The sequence below is a fragment of the Halobacillus locisalis genome, from assembly GCF_013694105.1.
GTDB classification, from domain to species: domain Bacteria; phylum Bacillota; class Bacilli; order Bacillales; family Halobacillaceae; genus Halobacillus; species Halobacillus locisalis.
Genome location: NZ_JACEFG010000001.1, coordinates 415,757 through 432,237, shown reverse-complemented (window position 1 = coordinate 432,237; position 16,481 = coordinate 415,757). Strand labels below are relative to the sequence as shown.

17 protein-coding genes are annotated in these 16,481 nt (G+C 43.2%); 8 read left to right on the top strand and 9 right to left on the bottom strand.

All coding sequences use genetic code 11. The features are described 5' to 3' along the window. Positions 1 to 55: 55 nt before the first annotated feature. Positions 56 to 859: an SDR family NAD(P)-dependent oxidoreductase gene (locus H0266_RS02195; RefSeq protein ID WP_343063190.1), complete on the bottom strand. Its 804-nt coding sequence runs from the start codon at positions 857 to 859 to the stop codon at positions 56 to 58. Further along, positions 856 to 1,821: an MBL fold metallo-hydrolase gene (locus tag H0266_RS02190; RefSeq protein ID WP_181470742.1), complete on the bottom strand. Its 966-nt coding sequence runs from the start codon at positions 1,819 to 1,821 to the stop codon at positions 856 to 858. The genes H0266_RS02195 and H0266_RS02190 overlap by 4 nt, the downstream gene beginning before the upstream one ends. A gap of 228 nt (positions 1,822 to 2,049) precedes the next feature. Here H0266_RS02190 and H0266_RS02185 point away from each other — a divergent pair, with 228 nt between their 5' ends. From H0266_RS02185 to H0266_RS02165, 5 genes are all read left to right on the top strand, one after another. After that, positions 2,050 to 3,576, top strand: a complete 1,527-nt coding sequence (locus H0266_RS02185) for an AbgT family transporter (protein WP_181470741.1) — start codon at positions 2,050 to 2,052, stop codon at positions 3,574 to 3,576. 170 nt (positions 3,577 to 3,746) lie between these two features. Then, entirely contained in the window at positions 3,747 to 3,926 is a 180-nt protein-coding gene (locus H0266_RS02180) for a hypothetical protein (protein ID WP_181470740.1), read from the top strand. Between the two features lie 124 nt (positions 3,927 to 4,050). Continuing rightward, the gene (locus tag H0266_RS02175) at positions 4,051 to 5,445 is read left to right on the top strand and encodes a spore germination protein (protein WP_181470739.1); all 1,395 of its coding nucleotides are present in this window, start codon (positions 4,051 to 4,053) and stop codon (positions 5,443 to 5,445) included. Next, positions 5,438 to 6,535 (top strand): GerAB/ArcD/ProY family transporter, encoded by a 1,098-nt coding sequence (locus H0266_RS02170; protein WP_181470738.1) that lies wholly within the window; start codon positions 5,438 to 5,440, stop codon positions 6,533 to 6,535. Before H0266_RS02175 ends, H0266_RS02170 begins: the two co-directional genes overlap by 8 nt. Continuing rightward, positions 6,525 to 7,661 carry a Ger(x)C family spore germination protein gene (locus H0266_RS02165; RefSeq protein WP_181470737.1) on the top strand — a complete coding sequence of 379 codons (1,137 nt, stop codon included), beginning with the start codon at positions 6,525 to 6,527 and terminating at the stop codon, positions 7,659 to 7,661. The genes H0266_RS02170 and H0266_RS02165 overlap by 11 nt, the downstream gene beginning before the upstream one ends. 164 nt (positions 7,662 to 7,825) lie before the next feature. On the opposite strand, the gene H0266_RS02160 is transcribed toward H0266_RS02165, so the two are convergent. Continuing rightward, positions 7,826 to 9,454, bottom strand: coding sequence for a M20/M25/M40 family metallo-hydrolase (locus tag H0266_RS02160; protein WP_181470736.1), 1,629 nt, complete (start codon positions 9,452 to 9,454; stop codon positions 7,826 to 7,828). A 70-nt stretch (positions 9,455 to 9,524) separates the two neighbouring features. Here H0266_RS02160 and H0266_RS02155 point away from each other — a divergent pair, with 70 nt between their 5' ends. From H0266_RS02155 to namA, 3 genes are read left to right on the top strand one after another with little or no spacing between them, the layout of a single operon-like run. Further along, on the top strand, positions 9,525 to 10,271 hold the full coding sequence (locus tag H0266_RS02155) for a glycerophosphodiester phosphodiesterase (RefSeq protein ID WP_246363593.1): 747 nt from the start codon (positions 9,525 to 9,527) through the stop codon (positions 10,269 to 10,271). Between the two features lie 26 nt (positions 10,272 to 10,297). Next, a complete protein-coding gene (locus H0266_RS02150) occupies positions 10,298 to 11,446 on the top strand; it encodes a glycosyltransferase family 2 protein (RefSeq protein WP_181470735.1) in 1,149 nt (382 codons plus the stop codon). A 3-nt stretch (positions 11,447 to 11,449) separates the two neighbouring features. Beyond that, complete coding sequence (gene namA / locus H0266_RS02145; RefSeq protein WP_181470734.1) at positions 11,450 to 12,466, top strand: NADPH dehydrogenase NamA; 1,017 nt, start codon at positions 11,450 to 11,452, stop codon at positions 12,464 to 12,466. Positions 12,467 to 12,881: 415 nt separating this feature from the next. Here the strand turns inward: namA and H0266_RS02140 are convergent, their stop codons facing one another. The 6 genes from H0266_RS02140 to H0266_RS02115 all read right to left on the bottom strand — a co-directional run bounded on the left by H0266_RS02140 (position 12,882) and on the right by H0266_RS02115 (position 16,386). Then, on the bottom strand, positions 12,882 to 13,250 hold the full coding sequence (locus tag H0266_RS02140; RefSeq protein ID WP_181470733.1) for a SecDF P1 head subdomain-containing protein: 369 nt from the start codon (positions 13,248 to 13,250) through the stop codon (positions 12,882 to 12,884). A 231-nt stretch (positions 13,251 to 13,481) separates the two neighbouring features. Then, positions 13,482 to 13,760, bottom strand: coding sequence for a hypothetical protein (locus H0266_RS02135; protein WP_181470732.1), 279 nt, complete (start codon positions 13,758 to 13,760; stop codon positions 13,482 to 13,484). 10 nt (positions 13,761 to 13,770) lie between these two features. Beyond that, complete coding sequence (locus H0266_RS02130) at positions 13,771 to 14,190, bottom strand: nuclear transport factor 2 family protein (RefSeq protein ID WP_181470731.1); 420 nt, start codon at positions 14,188 to 14,190, stop codon at positions 13,771 to 13,773. A 455-nt stretch (positions 14,191 to 14,645) separates the two neighbouring features. Next, the gene (locus tag H0266_RS02125) at positions 14,646 to 15,269 is read right to left on the bottom strand and encodes a LysE family translocator (RefSeq protein WP_181470730.1); all 624 of its coding nucleotides are present in this window, start codon (positions 15,267 to 15,269) and stop codon (positions 14,646 to 14,648) included. A gap of 9 nt (positions 15,270 to 15,278) precedes the next feature. After that, positions 15,279 to 15,962, bottom strand: a complete 684-nt coding sequence (locus H0266_RS02120) for an HAD family hydrolase (RefSeq protein ID WP_181470729.1) — start codon at positions 15,960 to 15,962, stop codon at positions 15,279 to 15,281. Then, complete coding sequence (locus H0266_RS02115; RefSeq protein WP_181470728.1) at positions 15,928 to 16,386, bottom strand: NUDIX domain-containing protein; 459 nt, start codon at positions 16,384 to 16,386, stop codon at positions 15,928 to 15,930. The genes H0266_RS02120 and H0266_RS02115 overlap by 35 nt, the downstream gene beginning before the upstream one ends. Between the last annotated feature and the right edge of the window lie 95 nt (positions 16,387 to 16,481).

Genomic DNA, 16,481 nt, shown 5'->3' with positions numbered 1-16,481 from the left:
TAGTTTTTCCGAATCCATTCTGTTTATCCAACAGTACGAACAGTATGCCAACGTCTTATTTTTTGCTGAATTGCCCTTGCATAGCTTTTTCCATCAAAACAGGAGCAATCGAGTACACTTTGCTTCCAGAGTTCATCCAGCTTGGCAAATTAATTTCCCGCTGCTTTGTAAATAAGGCATTCACAACCGTTAAGGCTACTTCATTCGGCTCTAACATGATGCGATCAACGGCACGTTCATAATTCCCAGTGGGGTCCGCTTGTTTGAAAAAGTTTGTACGTACGGGCCCAAGGTTGACAGACGTGACAAATATACCCTTTTCCTCGACCTCCATCCGTAAAGCATTCGTAAACCCTAACACAGCGTGCTTTGTCGCTGCGTAAACTGCAGATTTGGGAGTGGCGATTTTCCCAGCTTGAGAAGCAATGTTCACAATATGGCCTCTTCTTTGTTGTAGAAAATGCGGCAGTAGCTGGTGAGTCGTTCGGAATAATGACTTCACATTCACCGAAATCATTCGATCGATATCCTGCCACTTAGACTCTGAAACAAGTCCGAAAACGGCCATTCCGGCATTGTTGATGAGCGCATCCAATGATCCATGGTCATAACAAATTTGGTCGATGATATCTTTCCAATTGGCATCATTTGTGAGGTCCGCTTCATACCAATAGCTTTTCACTCCGAAAGTATCATAAATTTTATCAGCCATAATCTCGAGTCTTGCTGTCGACCTGGCTACCATAATTGGGATGCCACCCTGTCGTGCTATATGAATGGCTAAGTATTGACCAATCCCACTAGACGCCCCGGTAATTAAAATCTTTTTTCCCTTCACTCGTTCATTCACTCTGATCACCTGACTACATCGTATATTTTTTTCTTCCCCTGCCAATAGGCATTCAACTGATTCGTGTATTCCAAATAATCGAGTTGTCCGATCGTTTCTGACATCGTCAGACCAAACTGGGACTCCATATGCTTTGGAAACAGCTTCGAGCACACTTCAAAAGCGGTCAATGGTCCACGCTCGAACATCTGAAGAACTTTTTCGGACCTTAGTTCTTGTTTTCTTAACCGGTCACGAACCAATTCATGGGCTCCTTCAAACACTTTCCCGTGTCCAGGGTAAATGACACCTATATGTTTATCGAGTAACTTCTTCATCGAGTCTCGATATTGCAGTAATGGCCGAGGGCGCGCCTCTCCTTTTTTAAAAGGTGGCTCCAATAGGGGATTGGAAGAGATGTGTTGAAGCAAATGATCTCCCCCGATTAACGCACCATCGGATTCACGATAGAAGGAAATATGACTTTGAGCATGACCGGGGGTCTCAATCGTGACCCACTCCTCATGCCCCGGTATTGGCTCTCCCTCAGTCAGCTCCTTCGTCAATATCCCTTCCGAAGTCCACTTCAAAGGCTTACGCAACGCCTTTAATAAAGCATAATATTGGTCTGGCACACCTGATTCGACGTACATGTTATAGAAAAATTCCTCATAGTGCTCAAAGAACGCATCGTCCCGTTCAAACCATGGACGGATTTTCGGATGTCCGGCTACCAGTGAGACATTCGGAAAGTGATCGACAAGGCCCATATGATCAGGATGATGGTGTGTGAGAACAACTTGAGTGACATCCTCAGGCTGATATCCAATCTCGCTCAATTGGTGTTGTAGAGCCTTCCAGGCATCCTCCGTCTTCACACCTGCGTCAATCAATGTAAGTTCTTCACCTATTAGTAAGTACACATGAACATCGCCCACGGCATATGGGGTGGGAACGGTCATTTGTTTTATCGTATCTTTCAACGTCTGCATCCTCTCTGTCCTCCAAACTGAATGATCATTCAATATCTTTATTGTAGCATGGTTCACTGCATTTATCTCCTCCTCCCTATGATAAGTCCGTATATTCGATGATTTCAAAAAAATTTTACTAGTGGCACTTTTTCAAAAAGACTTTAAAACGGATTTTTCATCGCTTATACTTTAACGCGTTATTGTAGAAATTGTATGTATTTGTCGATTGGATAAAGGAGGAAAATCATGGAACATCAAGAGAAAAAAGGGCTGACGATGAGGGTACTCGACTGGATTGAGAAAGTCGGGAACAAACTACCACACCCCGTCACATTATTTGCCCTATTTGCTTTACTCGTCATTCTTGCCTCTTGGGTATTCGCTACTATCGGTTTAGAAGTGGAAGATCCCGCTACAGGCGAAACGTTGCAAATTGTCAACTTATTGTCTAGTGAAGGAATTAAATACATTTTTGAAAGCATGGTCGACAACTTCGTCGGGTTTGCGCCTTTAGGAACCGTTCTTGTCACAATGCTCGGTATCGGGATTGCAGAGCGATCAGGTCTGATCAGTGCTTTGCTTCGTGGCTTGGTAACCTCTGTACCTCAATTCTTAATGACCGCGGCACTCGTATTCGGGGGCATTATGTCAAGCATGGCTGCTGACGCTGGGTACGTTGTTTTGACACCGCTCGGAGCTGTTTTATTTGCCGGTCTCGGTCGCCACCCTCTTGCAGGGCTGGCAGCAGCATTCGCCGGTGTATCCGCTGGGTTCAGCGCAAACTTACTGCCTACGTCACTTGACCCTCTTTTGGGTGAACTGACAAAACAAGCCGCAGCAACCATCAACCCTGAGTACGCAGAATCAATCAATATTTTGATGAACTATTACTTTATGGTTGTTTCTGTTCTTGTTCTCACCGTTGTCGGAACAATCATCACAGAGAAAATCGTTGAACCCCGCCTTGGTGAATATAAAGGTGGAACCAACGATGGAGAAGTGAATAATTTAACAGCGGTCGAGAAAAAGGGTCTGTGGGGCGCTCTGTTCTCCTTTATCGGAACAGGAGCTTTACTTTCCCTTCTCGTTGTGCCTGAATGGGGTCCATTAAGAGACCCGAATGAATTTATTGCATCGCCATTTTTCCAAGCTTTAGTACCTGTACTGCTCATCATGTTCTTCGTACCAGGATATGTGTACGGACGTATGACAAATGAGATCAAAAATGATAAAGACGTTGCCAATCAGTTATCTGATACGATGGCATCGATGGGCATGTATATCGTTCTGGCTTTTACAGCTGGACAATTCGTCGCCTATTTCAACCACACCAACTTAGGTAAAGCGATTGCTGTAAGTGGTGCTGAATTCCTTGACTCCATTGGGTTTGAAGGCATCGGACTGATTATCGCCTTCATTTTTGTAGCAGCCGTCATCAATTTGTTCATCGGAAGCTCTTCAGCCAAGTGGGCGATTATGGCCCCTGTATTCGTTCCGATTATGATGCAGCTCGGCTATTCACCTGAGTTGACGACACTCGCTTATCGTATAGCAGATTCAACGACAAACATCATCTCACCGTTGATGCCTTACTTTGCTATTGTCATTGCTTTTGCGCAAAAATATGATCGAAACATCGGCATTGGAACACTTATTTCCACGATGCTTCCATACTCTATCATTTTCCTTGTCATTTGGGTGATGATGCTGTTGATATGGATGCTGACTGGATTACCGATCGGACCAAATGCTGGATTTTTCTATAATGGATAGTCATTTATCTGGACGAACCGTAAAACCGCGGTTCGTTCTTTTCTAATAGGGCTTCAGATATAGATTAGTGAAAAACTATTGCCTCCTCCCCCTTTTATACGTTATTCTAGAATAACTTTAGGAGCTTCGGTACTCTCTGACAAGTTATTTAGAAGTTAGGAGGAGAGAGTATGAACCAATTAGCAATCGGACAACTTATTCAAAAAAGATGTACGCGTTGTTTTCATGATGAATTGAAAATCATTAAAATAGACTCAAAAGAGTTCAGCGAGAAAGTCGCTTATGTATTTTGGACTCAATGCCCCAAATGCGGGAATAACGATACGAATCTAACACAAGCAGATAGATAAAGATGAAGGAAGAGACCGTTCTGGCAGACGGTCTCTTTTTTTCTGCTTTCTCACCCATTACATACCGGTTAAACCATCATTTCTTGCACATAATAAAAGGAATGTACGCAAGGGGTGGGATGTCATGAAAAATACCAACAGTCCGATTGTCGATGATCTCGTAAGAATGATTGAGGGGAATGACAAAGTGACCGTAAAAACGTTAATGGTCCAGCACTCCCCCATTTACGTGATATATATAGCATCCATTTGTAATGTCAATAAAATTCAGGAATTTATTGTAAAGCCGCTTCTTGATCTAAACCTCGAGAAGAGCAAAGAGACACCCGTTATCCAACAGTTACCTCTAGATCATGTAGTAAAAGTTGGACAGTCTGACCAAATGATGAGAAACATCTTAAATGGTTTTACGCTCCTTATTGAGAATGGGAATTTCTATGTGGTGAACACCACGAAGTTTTCCATTCGACAAGTCCAAGAACCGGTGACAGAGGTAACGTTAAGAGGGGCACGTGACGGATTCATCGAATCGATGGAACAGAACATTTCGATGCTACGCATGCACTTAAGAACAAACGATCTAACATTCCAAGAATTCACAATAGGTCAAAAAGCATTTACAAATGTATCGGTTGCTTACTTGAAGAATGAGGCGAATCCCGAACTTGTACAAGAAGTCATCAAGCGTGTCGAGAATATTCAATCCGATTATATTTCAGACGGTGGTGTTGTCGAGCAGCTCATTGAGAACAACCCGCATTCCCTCTTCCCTGAAGTGCATGAAACAGAACGACCGACGAAAGTTTCGAACTCCCTTGTGGAAGGTCGTGTAGCCATATTTGTTGATGGCTCTCCTTCCGTAATCATTGCTCCGGCAACGTTAAACGCCTTATTTCACTCAACGGACGATTACAATTTCAAATGGATCCCCGCTTCCATGATTCGGATTTTACGTTACTTTGCTGCCTTCATCTCCGTTATTCTGCCTGCTGTGTACATTTCATTGATTTCGTTTCACCATGGGCTGATTCCAACCGACCTCGCGATGTCCATATCCAAAACAAGAGAAGGCGTGCCGATCCCATCATTCATGGAAGCTTTGTTAATGGAGCTTACGATAGAAGTGTTACGTGAAGCCGGGGTAAGATTGCCAAAACCAATCGGACCAGCTGTCAGCATTGTAGGAGCGATTGTGCTCGGGGAAGCGGCGGTAACTGCAGGAATAGTCAGTCCTTTAATGGTCATTGTCGTTGCCTTTTCTGCCATTTGCTCCTTCACTGTTGCCGACTACGCACTTAGCCTTGCGTTGCGAACACTACGCTTCTTTCTATTATTATCAGCTGCGGTATTAGGTATTTACGGGTTGATCTTAGCTGTGTTTCTCTTGAGCATCCACTTGACAAGATTCAGAAGCTTCAACATCCCCTATTTAGAGCCATATGCTCCTTATTACCACAAACGCTGGAAGGATTCCCTCATTCGTTTCAAGTTCAAGAAAAGAGGTGGACAGAGTGAGTGATCTCAAGCAATTAACAAGTCTTCAATTTATCGTAGTGTTTGTATCTACCATGATAGGAGTCGGTATTATCCTGATGCCGAGACCGCTTGCGAATGAAGTAGATACGCCCGATATATGGTTCAGTATCATATGTGGGGCGCTTATCGTAGGAGCATGTGCTATGATTATCGTCCAACTGGTCAGTCGCTATCCAGGTCATACATTCTTTGAGCTTTCACCATTGATTTGTGGAAGGTATCTCGGATTCTTATTGAACATCTGCTATATCCTTTACACACTGCTAGTAGCTGCCTATATTCTTCGCGTGACAGCGGGAATTATTAAAAATTACTTATTGGACACCACTCCCCTATTCGTAGTGATTGGTTCATTTATCATAGTCAGCACGTATTTGATATCTAACGGTGTAGGTGACGTTGTGCGCTTTTTCCAACTTTATTTCCCGATCATGATGTTTATGTTCATCGCTTTAGGATTACTGAGTTTGAAGGATGTTGATATCAATGAATTGAGACCGGTCTTCGGGGAAGGCATTGTGCCCCCATTAATGGGGGCGAACGTTACGTTTTTCTCCTTTTTAGGATTCGAGTTCCTTTTGATCTTCAGCAAAACGTTCTCAAAACAAAAAGCGAAAAGCCTCAGGATTTGGATGTGGGCTAGTATCGGGGTTACCGCGCTGATCTACATGGTATTTATGGCGCTCACCGTTGGAATATTAGGAATAGCGGAATTGAAACAAATCACTTTTCCAACGGTTGAGATGGCAAAAAGCATCGAATTTCAAGGCTTTTTCTTTGAACGGTTCGAATTGATTTTCTTATTCGGTTGGATCATCACCGCTTTCACCTCTTTTTCCGCCTATTACTTCGCCATGTGGAAAGGGGTTAACCAAACCTTTAGAATACATGCTAAGCCGTTGGTCTGGATCGTCGCCGCCTTAATTCTAGGGGTATCGCTGTATCCATCAGGTTTGACAGAGGTATTCGAATACGCAACCTATGTAAATTATGCCGCTTGTGTAGCCATTATCGGATTCCCGACTCTGTTATTGATCCTTTCTTTTGTAAGGAGACAAAACTATGCGGAATAAAGTCATGATTGCTGTGTTAATTCTATTTCTATTGACTGGTTGTTGGGATAGCAGAGAGATTGAGGATATCGGGATTATTATGGGAATTGGACTTGAGAAAAGTGAAGAAGGCAATGTTGAGATGGTCAACCAGTACGTGGTTCCAAGTCAAATCCCTTCTGCACATGGGGGAGACTCGAATAAAATCCCGTTCCAGAACATCTCCCTATCAGGAGACACGCTTTTTCAAATTATTCGGAACAACTCATTTGAAAGCAATCGCCCACCTAATTATACTCACCTAAAGACCATATTGTTTTCGTCAAGTTTATTAAAGAGCGAGCGGGCAGATGAGTTGATCGATCTATTTATGAGGGACCATGAATTCAGAAGAACGACACCTGTGTTTATAACAGAAGAAAGTGTCAACGATGTCTTTAGCACGCAACCGACAAAGGAGCTGTTTCCGGCAATCCAAATCAAGGCATTGAGTGAAAATGCCGGAAGAAACTTCTTCATTCCAGAAAACTTGAGTATCGGTGACATGTCCAAATATATCTCTGAAAACAAAAGCTTTCTGCTACCAGGCTTGAAGCTAGAAGAAGGGAAAATCCTGTCTGATGGAGCGGGGATCATTTCAAGTGACACATTTCAATTCCTAGGATGGGTAGACAAATCGAAAATGGGAGGCGTACGGTTCATCCTCAATGATATCAAAGGGGGGTATATCAACTTCAGTAAAGAAGAGATATCCGACGGACCACTCGTTCTCGAGTTGAAAGGGTCCAATACGACATATGAAGTTAACGTAGAAGATGGAAAAGTAATCATGCATTTGCGCATCGAGGCCACCACTTCGCTCGGTGAAGATTGGGGCAACTACAGGACCCACTTCCGTGAAGGGTGGAAAGAAGAGATCGAGGAAGCTTCCAATTCCAGAATTGAAAAATCTATACTTGAAGTCATAAAGCTCGCTCAAGAAGAATACAAGACCGACTTTCTGAACCTGTCGAACTGGATCCGTATTTATCAACCAGATTTTTGGAGTCAGAATAAGAAGAACTGGAATCAGGTATTTGCAGAAATGGAAGTGACCGTTGAGGCAAAAACAACGATCACTGACTTTGGAACTCAAAATTTAAAGTAATAATTGATTCGGTACAAGATGTAAACCTTGTACCGAACACCACATCTATCTGTCCGTAAACACCTCGCCATTAGAAAGTCTACAAAACGAAACCTTCACCAACATTCTCTTAACTTCTACAGCACTGAACATTTCGCCGTCAGTACAATAGAATGATGAATGACCTATACTTCTTTAGACTTTTCAAAAAAGTGGTTAATCGTCTTAGTCAGGATTTTCGGTAACGTTTCAAAGCTATAGTTCAGTTCCAGCCTCTCAGTCCATTGATGTGGATCTCTCCCGACAGGACCGATATTGATAACGGGCATCGTAATCGCCTCCATGGAATCAACGGGCAGCTCATAGCCATTTCCTTGGATCGGCATTTGTTTCAATAAATCATCCATCGACGCTTTCATCGACATCGGCCCAATGAAACTCAAATCTGATAATCCCGTAAAGTATTCGACTTCTTCAAGGTCGATGTTGAATGCATCTTTGGCTAAATCGACCGCCAATGCCACTCCTTCTTGAACAAAAGGATCATGGTGAGAGGAGACGGACGGGTAAAAGGGCGGACTATAGAACAGGACAATCATCGGGCTGATGTCTTTACAAAGAGCCGCTAAACTCTGAACGAGCTGCGTCGAGAAGTCACGATCCCCCTGATCGCGTTGATTGATCAGTCGGTTTTGTCTTCTATCCACTTCCCTCTTTCCATATCGGTCGACTGCTTCTTTATATAACTGATCATAGGTCAAAATCCGAATTTCTGGAGAAAACGACGATGTTTGAGTTCCCTCTAAATAAAAGGATGCCTGATGATGGTAATGGTTGATGATTTTAGCACGGGCCCGCTGGGCTGCCTTTAGCAGTTTCTCATTCAAATCCTGTACGGTCTGCTGCATGTATAATACGTTATACATAGCCACAGCCGCTTGGGGTGTCTGCACGGAATATTCTTGTTTCAAGTCACGCTGCATCAGGCTGATTGGAGGAGGTGTGCGCTCTCCATCGACTTGCTCGATGAACGTTTCGTTGAGTTCCATTTCTTGAGCTAGATAACTCACCATCAAGTTGGCATTCAATCCCGCAAACGGTTCGCCTACGTGTGTCTCTTTTCCATAACATAAAAAACCGGGCAGCGTTTTTCCAATTGAACCCGTGTACAAATAATAAGCGGGATCCCCGGGGTACTTACTGAACATCGGCTCGCCGTTGAAAGCGATTTTGAAATCCAACCGCTCTTTTTCCTTCATTTCGGCTAGCACGGGGACGGCGGCGAGCATCCCTTCCGAATTGACTTCTTCATCAGGCACGACGACGAGCAGAAGATTTCCATCAAATTCCCCGTTCATCGCTTTCTCCAGCATGGAGAGATGAACCGTCAAACCCGCTTTCATATCCATTGTACCGCGGCCGAACAACCAATCTCCCGTTAATAAATCCCGAGCTGCACTATCTGGTAAATCAGCTATGTTCTTCTGTAGCTCACTCGTCAGTTCAACGGGATAAAACGCCAGGTTCTCATAAGATCCATAGTCCTCGACACCAACGACATCTGCATGAGCGATCAGCACGATCGTTTCCCTCGCATCTCCTTTTTTCACGAGGGCGGTGAGTAGCTGTCTGCCATCCTTCAACGGATGAAGATTCAAGTATTCCGGATGGTTTTGATAATAATTACGGTCTTCCAAAATATAATATAAGTATTCCATGATTGCGATTTCCGCGTTACTTTCCGTAATACTCGGGTATTCAACTAACGCACACAGCAACTCAGTAAGCTGATCCTTCGTTTGCCAATGATTCATGGATAGCCCCCCTTAACCTTCAAATTTTCTGTATAATAGATGTAAAAACCAACCAAAGAGGTGATGATCCTTGGGTAAAACAATGATTTATGCACACCGCGGAGCCAGCAAGCTGGCACCCGAGAATACGATGTCTGCATTCGAACTCGCCGCAGCGGCTGGAGCAGAAGGTATTGAAACCGATGTCCAATTAACAAAAGACAATGTGCCCGTTCTGATTCATGATGAAAACCTACGCCGGACGACGAATGGAACCGGCTTTGTTCAAGATTATACATATGCAGAGCTAAGCTTGCTTGATGCGGGAAGCTGGTTTTCTCCTAAATTTTCTGATATATCTATTGTATCACTGGACGAGTTTTTAAAGTGGTTTAAACATCAACCTATGTTTCTGAATGTAGAATTAAAAACAAACGTGATTGAATACAAGGACATTGAACGAATTGTTTATGATTCCTTGAAACGCAATTACGTCCTTGATCGAACTGTCATCTCAAGCTTCAATTCAGACAGCATCTTGCGCATGAAAGAAATCAACCCTTCGGTGAAGACGGCATTCTTAACCTCAACAAACAGGCGGGACCTCGTGGCGTATGCCAAATCGCTTCGTGCGGATGCGCTCCATGTCAAACACCGGCTGCTCGATAAAAAGCTTGTGAAAGATTGCCAGAAATCTAAACTAGACTTGCGTATTTATACGGTCAACCGGCCGACGATGATGAAGAAATGCTACAAGCTGGGAGTTGACGCCATTTTTTCTGACGTCCCTTATGAAGCGTTAGAATACAGGCAACTCTATCATAAGAGAAAGGGATAAAAGACATGTTCTGGCTGTATTTCATATTGTCACTTTTTTGGGCTGGGATTCTCGTGGATTATTGGGTCGGCTATAAAAAAATCCCTCGCTTAGAGAAGATCAAGCCAAATATAGACAACGTAACACTTGATCAAACAACCATTTCTATCATTCTCGCTGCTAAGGACGAGGAGAAAGATGTGGAACGGACCGTACTATCTTTACTTGCACAAGAACACATCCATGTAGAAATCATCGCTGTGAATGATCGTTCCTCAGACAGAACACCTGACATTTTGCACCGGTTATCGCTCGATCATGCGAGAGTTAAGTATGTAAACATTCCCCACCTTCCAGAAGGATGGTTGGGAAAGAATCATGCATTGCACCAAGGTGTGAAGCACGCATCGGGAGAATACTACCTTTTTACAGATGCTGACATTCTTTTTGAGAAAGATGCGTTGGCCAAGGCTTATGGTTACTTAGTCCAGGAGCGTGCTGATCACGTGACAGCCGCTCCTGATTTGCGTGCCGATTCTTTCTGGTTGCGGGGATTGATTTCCTTCTTCCTATTCGGTTTCGGTTACTTAAAACGTCCCTGGACAGCTAATCAGACCAACCATAAAGGGGGCATGGGGATCGGGGCTTTCAATTTGATTCGTAAGGAATGTTACGAATCCATTGGCGGTCATGAAGCGATTCGCTTTCGACCTGATGACGACTTAGAGCTCGGGCAGCGAGTGAAGCGACATGGGTTCAAGCAACGGTTGATTACAGCCTTGGACCATTTATCTGTAGAATGGTACCCATCCTTGCCTGCCGCGCTTCGAGGGTTCGAAAAGAATGCATTTGCCGGCTTAAATTATTCTGTTCCACTTGCTCTTGTAGCTATTTCAGGCGTATTACTATCGCAGGTCGCTCCGTTCGTTCTGTTATTTATTTCGCCTTTCGAAATTCAAATCATTAGCGGAGTGAACATCCTTTTGTTATTTTGTTTATATGCCTTGACGATTCGAAGTCTGACCATGTATTCAATTGTGTACGTGCTTGGCCTTCCCTTATTCGCCCTGCTATTTGTGTATATGCTCACGAGAGCTTTAATTCTGACATGGATTCGAGGCGGTATTGATTGGAGAGGCAGTCGTTATTCGTTAAAAGAATTGAAGAAGCATTTCAAAGACTCTGAGGAGGACTAACATTTGAAACACCAATTGTTTTCACCCTATACGATCAAAGATGTAACGTTAAAAAACCGTATTGTCATGTCACCGATGTGTATGTATTCTTCACATGACCAAGACGGGCATGCGCAGCCATTCCACTTGGCCCACTATGAAAGCCGTGCAGCTGGACAAGTCGGTTTAGTGATGACCGAAGCGACAAGTGTTCTACCAGAAGGCCGAATCTCACATGAGGATCTTGGTATTTGGGAAGACGCACAAGTCGAAGGCTTGCAGAACATCACGGAAGGCATCCATCGCCATGGTGCAAAGGCGGGCATCCAACTTGCGCATGCTGGAAGGAAGGCGAATTTGCGGGATGAAATCTTTTCTCCGAGCGCCAAAGCATTCACAGATTCGTTCAAAGTGCCGACGGAAATGACGCAAGAAGATATAAAACGTACAATTGAAGCGTTTCGCCAAGGAGCAATCCGTTCCAAACAAGCTGGATTTGATGTTATAGAACTGCACGGCGCACACGGATACTTAATCAATCAGTTTCTTTCACCACTTACGAATGATCGTTCGGATGAATATGGCGGTTCACGCGACAAGCGCTACCGATTCCTACGTGAGACGATCGACGCGATAAACAGTGTATGGAGCGGACCTCTTTTCGTCCGTATTTCTGGTGAAGAGTACCATGAGGAAGGAAATACGATGGAGGACTTTGTCTATTTCGCAAAGGAAATGAAAGCACAAGGTGTCGACCTCATTGATGTCAGTTCAGGAGGAGTTGTGCCGGCATCCATCGAACCTTATCCTGGCTATCAAGTCAGCTATGCTGAACAAATCAAAAGCGGCGCTGATATCGACACTGGAGCCGTCGGTCTCATTACTTCTGGAAACCAAGCAGAAGAAATACTGCAAAACGATCGTGCGGATTTGATCTTCCTAGCACGAGCTTTATTGAAAAATCCATACTGGCCGAAACAAGCCGCTGATGAGCTTGGATATGAACTAGAAGGACCAAGACAATACAACCGGGCATGGTAATACAACAAGCTGGAGGGTGCCTCCAGCTTGTTTCAGTATGTTGAAAAGGCTACTTTCGGTTCTTCCAAGTTAAGAAGGGACCGGTGGCGCGGAAACGACTCCCTTTCCACAGGAGGCGGTGAGCTTCCTCAGTCGCTATGCGACCTGCGGGATCTCACCCAAGCCTCAGGATCCTGCAGGAGTGTCGCCGTTTCCACGCCACCTCACTACAGGAAGGCTGTTCCTCTATTAATTCAACTACAGGGTAGAGCTCTACTGATGACAGCACAATACTTGGTGAGGTTCTGTTCCAGCTAATCCCACGGTATTCTTATATGATCAAACAGAATCTCTGCACAGACTTATTCAACAGCCTGCAAAAAGCTAAAAAAAGGACTTACCAGAATAAACTGGTAATTCCTTTTCTAAGAGAAACTTACTGATTCACTGAATCAACAAATAACTCTGCTTCTTCTTTCGTGTAATCGCCATTGATTTCCAATGAGCGGCTATCAATCACGGTCTGGATTGCAGGAGAAGAAACAACTTCTTCACTTAAATACACAGAAATGGTTTCGCCCAAGTGGCGCTCTGTCAATTCTTTTGCTTTGCTTTCATCCTCGAACTTTACAGTAATGAGCGTATCGCCTTCACGCTCATTTAAACTTGCACCAGCGAAGTCCTCAGCGGTCGCGAGCACTTCTCCCTGCTCATTCTTCAAAGAAACTTCTTCAAAGCTTTGAGCACTATTCTGACACCCCACCATTACAAGGAGAGCCATGATGGCACTTACTGCAAATTTCATTCAGAATACCTCCCTTCTATTTAAAGATATCTATTGAGCAAATCATCAGTCTTCTATTCTTCTACTTCGAATACGTCTCAATCAGTGAAACGTTTCAATTTTTTCCAAAAAATAAAATTTATCCTTTATCTTCTACTACTTTTATGTGAAACATAAAGTCCGCTTCTTCTTGCTCACTGTACTGTACATGCAGGAAATAGAGATACTTGCCTTCTTCTTTAGGCATGTTAATCAATGAATTATGTCATAGATGCCCGCCTGGATGTGTTTAGGCGCATCTTCGAAAACTATACTCAACTTTGAATGAGGTTCTACAGAAATCGGCTCTAACTCTCCCGCTTTTTCAAACGGATCTGGGCTCATGCGACCATCTCCATCCCATGAGAAATTCCCTTGAATGTAAGTAACGCTTTCTCCTTCAACCGTTATATGTGGTTGAGGAGGCAAAGTTAATTCTTGCTGACAACCGATGAGGATTAGAATAAATAAAAACAGAGTTATTCTTTTCATGATCCCTCCACTATTTCTCATTCGAAGAGAATGAACGTAATCCTACATCGCTTCGTCCATTGAGAGATTCTAATTCAGGTGAGTCTTTTGTTATAGTTCCTTGATGGAAATACAATTGCCAACGATCATCGATAAACTTCCATATCGAACTGCGCCACGTATTTCGTTGTCTCGTTTTATCCACAACTAAATACGTCGCCAAAGCAACTCCTTCTGACAACTCTTGAACATGGTAATGGTGCAAGGACATGTCCGTTAGCACGACCCCTTGCTCCAGACAGTACTCTTTATCGTAGATGATTCCGGAACTGCCAATCTCCCAAAACTCATCGGCTAATATTTCATTCATTGCTTCTTTAGAAGTTCGGACTTCTAGAGAAATATGACTCTTTTCTAATACCTTTAATTGTTGAATAAGCTGTTGGTTCATTTATTGCACCATCCTTATGTATTTCTTACAGAAGATTGCTCGCTAGATATGTATTCAATTGCTCAATCAAAACCATCCACATCTCCACCACCGTCATAACGATGAATGTACTTATTTTTGTGATCATCATATTTGGCATCAGGGTGCCCCAAAATCTTTTCTTTGTTTTTGCTATAGTTTCTCACACAATACAACGTTCCGTAGGTAAAAGATGCAATGATAAAGAGGGTGAGTAAAGGTACTGATGGATTCCATATGTATAGACCAAGTGTAGATAGCGAGAGAAACAAGCTAGCGATTTCATAAAGCCTCATAATCTATCACCTACTTGAGAAGTTTTGTGGTCAATCCTATAAAACACGTAATTGCGCAAAAATAAAACCGCTTCATCTTGCTCATTGCTTTCATTAATTGAAATCATATTTCAGTCCTTTTTACTGTGTGTTAGTGAGACTTTATTTCCCACTAAACGCCACTTGAATGCCAATTAAGGTAAGCAGCGCTCCCTCAACCAAATGAATACGACGAGCCAATCGTTGATGTCGCTTAATCCAGTTCCCGACTTTATCGGAAAACAGACTGACACACGTAAAAATAACAAAAGCCTGAACGAGAAACACAAAGCCGAGCACGAACATCTGACCAGCTACATAGCCACTATGTTGATGGACGAACTGGGGAAGCAAGCTTAAGAAAAACAAGGATACCTTCGGGTTCAGCACGTTCATAATGATTCCTTTTTTATAAAGCGACCTATAGCTGACTGGCTTTTGCTCTACAAAAGAGAGGTTATCTTGATGACTACGAAAAGCTTGAAAAGCCAAATAAAGCAAGTAAGCAGCCCCTGCATACTTTACAATGGAAAACACGAGAGCGGATTGATAAATCAGAGCTGACAACCCTGCAACAGCCGCTGTAATATGTAAAAGAAGTCCTGTACAAAGCCCGAGGGCTGTCATGATTCCTGCTTGTTTATCCTGAGAAATGCTTTGAGCAATGACGAATAGAATGTCTGGCCCTGGCATCAATGTCAGCATGATCGCTACTCCTAAAAAGGAGAGCACTAGTAAAAGATCCATGGTTCCCCCTCATTCCTTCAAAAATTTGAGCAATTCGCTCAGTCGAAATTCGCCCATCGTTTCTAAACGCAATGCAATCCGTTCATCAAAAATTAAATCCTTTGTCGTCTCATTCGGAATGACTACACAAGGAATGCCTGCACGAATGGCTGCCAGAGAACCGTTCGGAGAATCTTCAAATACTAACGCTTCTTCTGGTAAGACCGAGAAATGCTCCAATACGTTTACGTATAATTCTGGACTTGGTTTCACTTCTTCTACATCATCGGCTGTGCAAAGGTAGTCAAAACTCTCCTCCATACCCAATTGTTTTAAATGATGATCAATCCATGACCTTGTCGAACTTGAAGCAAGGGCTACGTGAATTCCTTCAGACTTTGCGTGGAGTATATAATCTTCAACCCCTTCACGCGGACTACTGTCATTTAAAAACGCAAGGTAGAGTTCTTGACGCTCATTTCTCACTTTTTCTCTACTTAATTTTGCTTTGGTTTCAAGCAGCTTGGCATAGGGATCGAAACTCAAAGTACTACCAATCGATTCCGTCCATTGTTCCTTCAGAAACGATAGATCGTACGTTTGATATAGGTGTTCAAAGGATTGTAAATCATAAGTTTCAGAATCAAAAACAAGACCATCAAAATCAAAAATGACGACACTAACCATAATGGAGCAACTCCCTGTCGATTTCATCCACATCACCGATGTCTTCGCTTTCGTCCCAAAAATGAATCGAAGAAGCTTCTTCGTTTTCGACAAAAGAACGAACATGATCTAGATCACAACTATATAAGGCACCATATTCTAATCGATCATCAGGCTTCAACCGAAACTTCATTAGACCACTGAAGCTCATGGTTTCATGGATTTGGTTGGTTTCCTCCTCTAATTCACGAATGGCAGCTTCACGTGGTGTCTCACCTCGATCGATCATGCCACCAGGTAACTCCCAATTTTGACGCCACTTATTGAAGATTACCAACTTCTTATTTTGATAGGTAACCACCACCAGCGCATGTGTTAAGGGGGCATCATTGGTATAAGAGTCTATTTGTTCTTCTTCAACACGTAAAAATTCAAGAAACGCATGCCCTTTATTGCTCACTAAAATCGCCACCATACACCCTCCTATTTTTCAGAAAATATTGACTTGTTAACACTTTAACATATAATGACAATCATCACTTCATTGCTTTTCAAGTGTGCATTCGA

Bases quoted from the DNA above. Each gene is read 5' to 3' on its own strand.
- H0266_RS02190 (WP_181470742.1), bottom strand. From the start codon at position 1,821: ATGCAGACGTTGAAAGATACGATAAAACAAATGACCGTTCCCACCCCA.
- H0266_RS02185 (WP_181470741.1), top strand. From the start codon at position 2,050: ATGGAACATCAAGAGAAAAAAGGGCTGACGATGAGGGTACTCGACTGG.
- H0266_RS02180 (WP_181470740.1), top strand. From the start codon at position 3,747: ATGAACCAATTAGCAATCGGACAACTTATTCAAAAAAGATGTACGCGT.
- H0266_RS02175 (WP_181470739.1), top strand. From the start codon at position 4,051: ATGAAAAATACCAACAGTCCGATTGTCGATGATCTCGTAAGAATGATT.
- H0266_RS02165 (WP_181470737.1), top strand. From the start codon at position 6,525: ATGCGGAATAAAGTCATGATTGCTGTGTTAATTCTATTTCTATTGACT.
- H0266_RS02160 (WP_181470736.1), bottom strand. From the start codon at position 9,454: ATGAATCATTGGCAAACGAAGGATCAGCTTACTGAGTTGCTGTGTGCG.
- H0266_RS02140 (WP_181470733.1), bottom strand. From the start codon at position 13,250: ATGAAATTTGCAGTAAGTGCCATCATGGCTCTCCTTGTAATGGTGGGG.
- H0266_RS02135 (WP_181470732.1), bottom strand. From the start codon at position 13,760: ATGAAAAGAATAACTCTGTTTTTATTTATTCTAATCCTCATCGGTTGT.
- H0266_RS02130 (WP_181470731.1), bottom strand. From the start codon at position 14,190: ATGAACCAACAGCTTATTCAACAATTAAAGGTATTAGAAAAGAGTCAT.
- H0266_RS02125 (WP_181470730.1), bottom strand. From the start codon at position 15,269: ATGGATCTTTTACTAGTGCTCTCCTTTTTAGGAGTAGCGATCATGCTG.
- H0266_RS02120 (WP_181470729.1), bottom strand. From the start codon at position 15,962: ATGAAATCGACAGGGAGTTGCTCCATTATGGTTAGTGTCGTCATTTTT.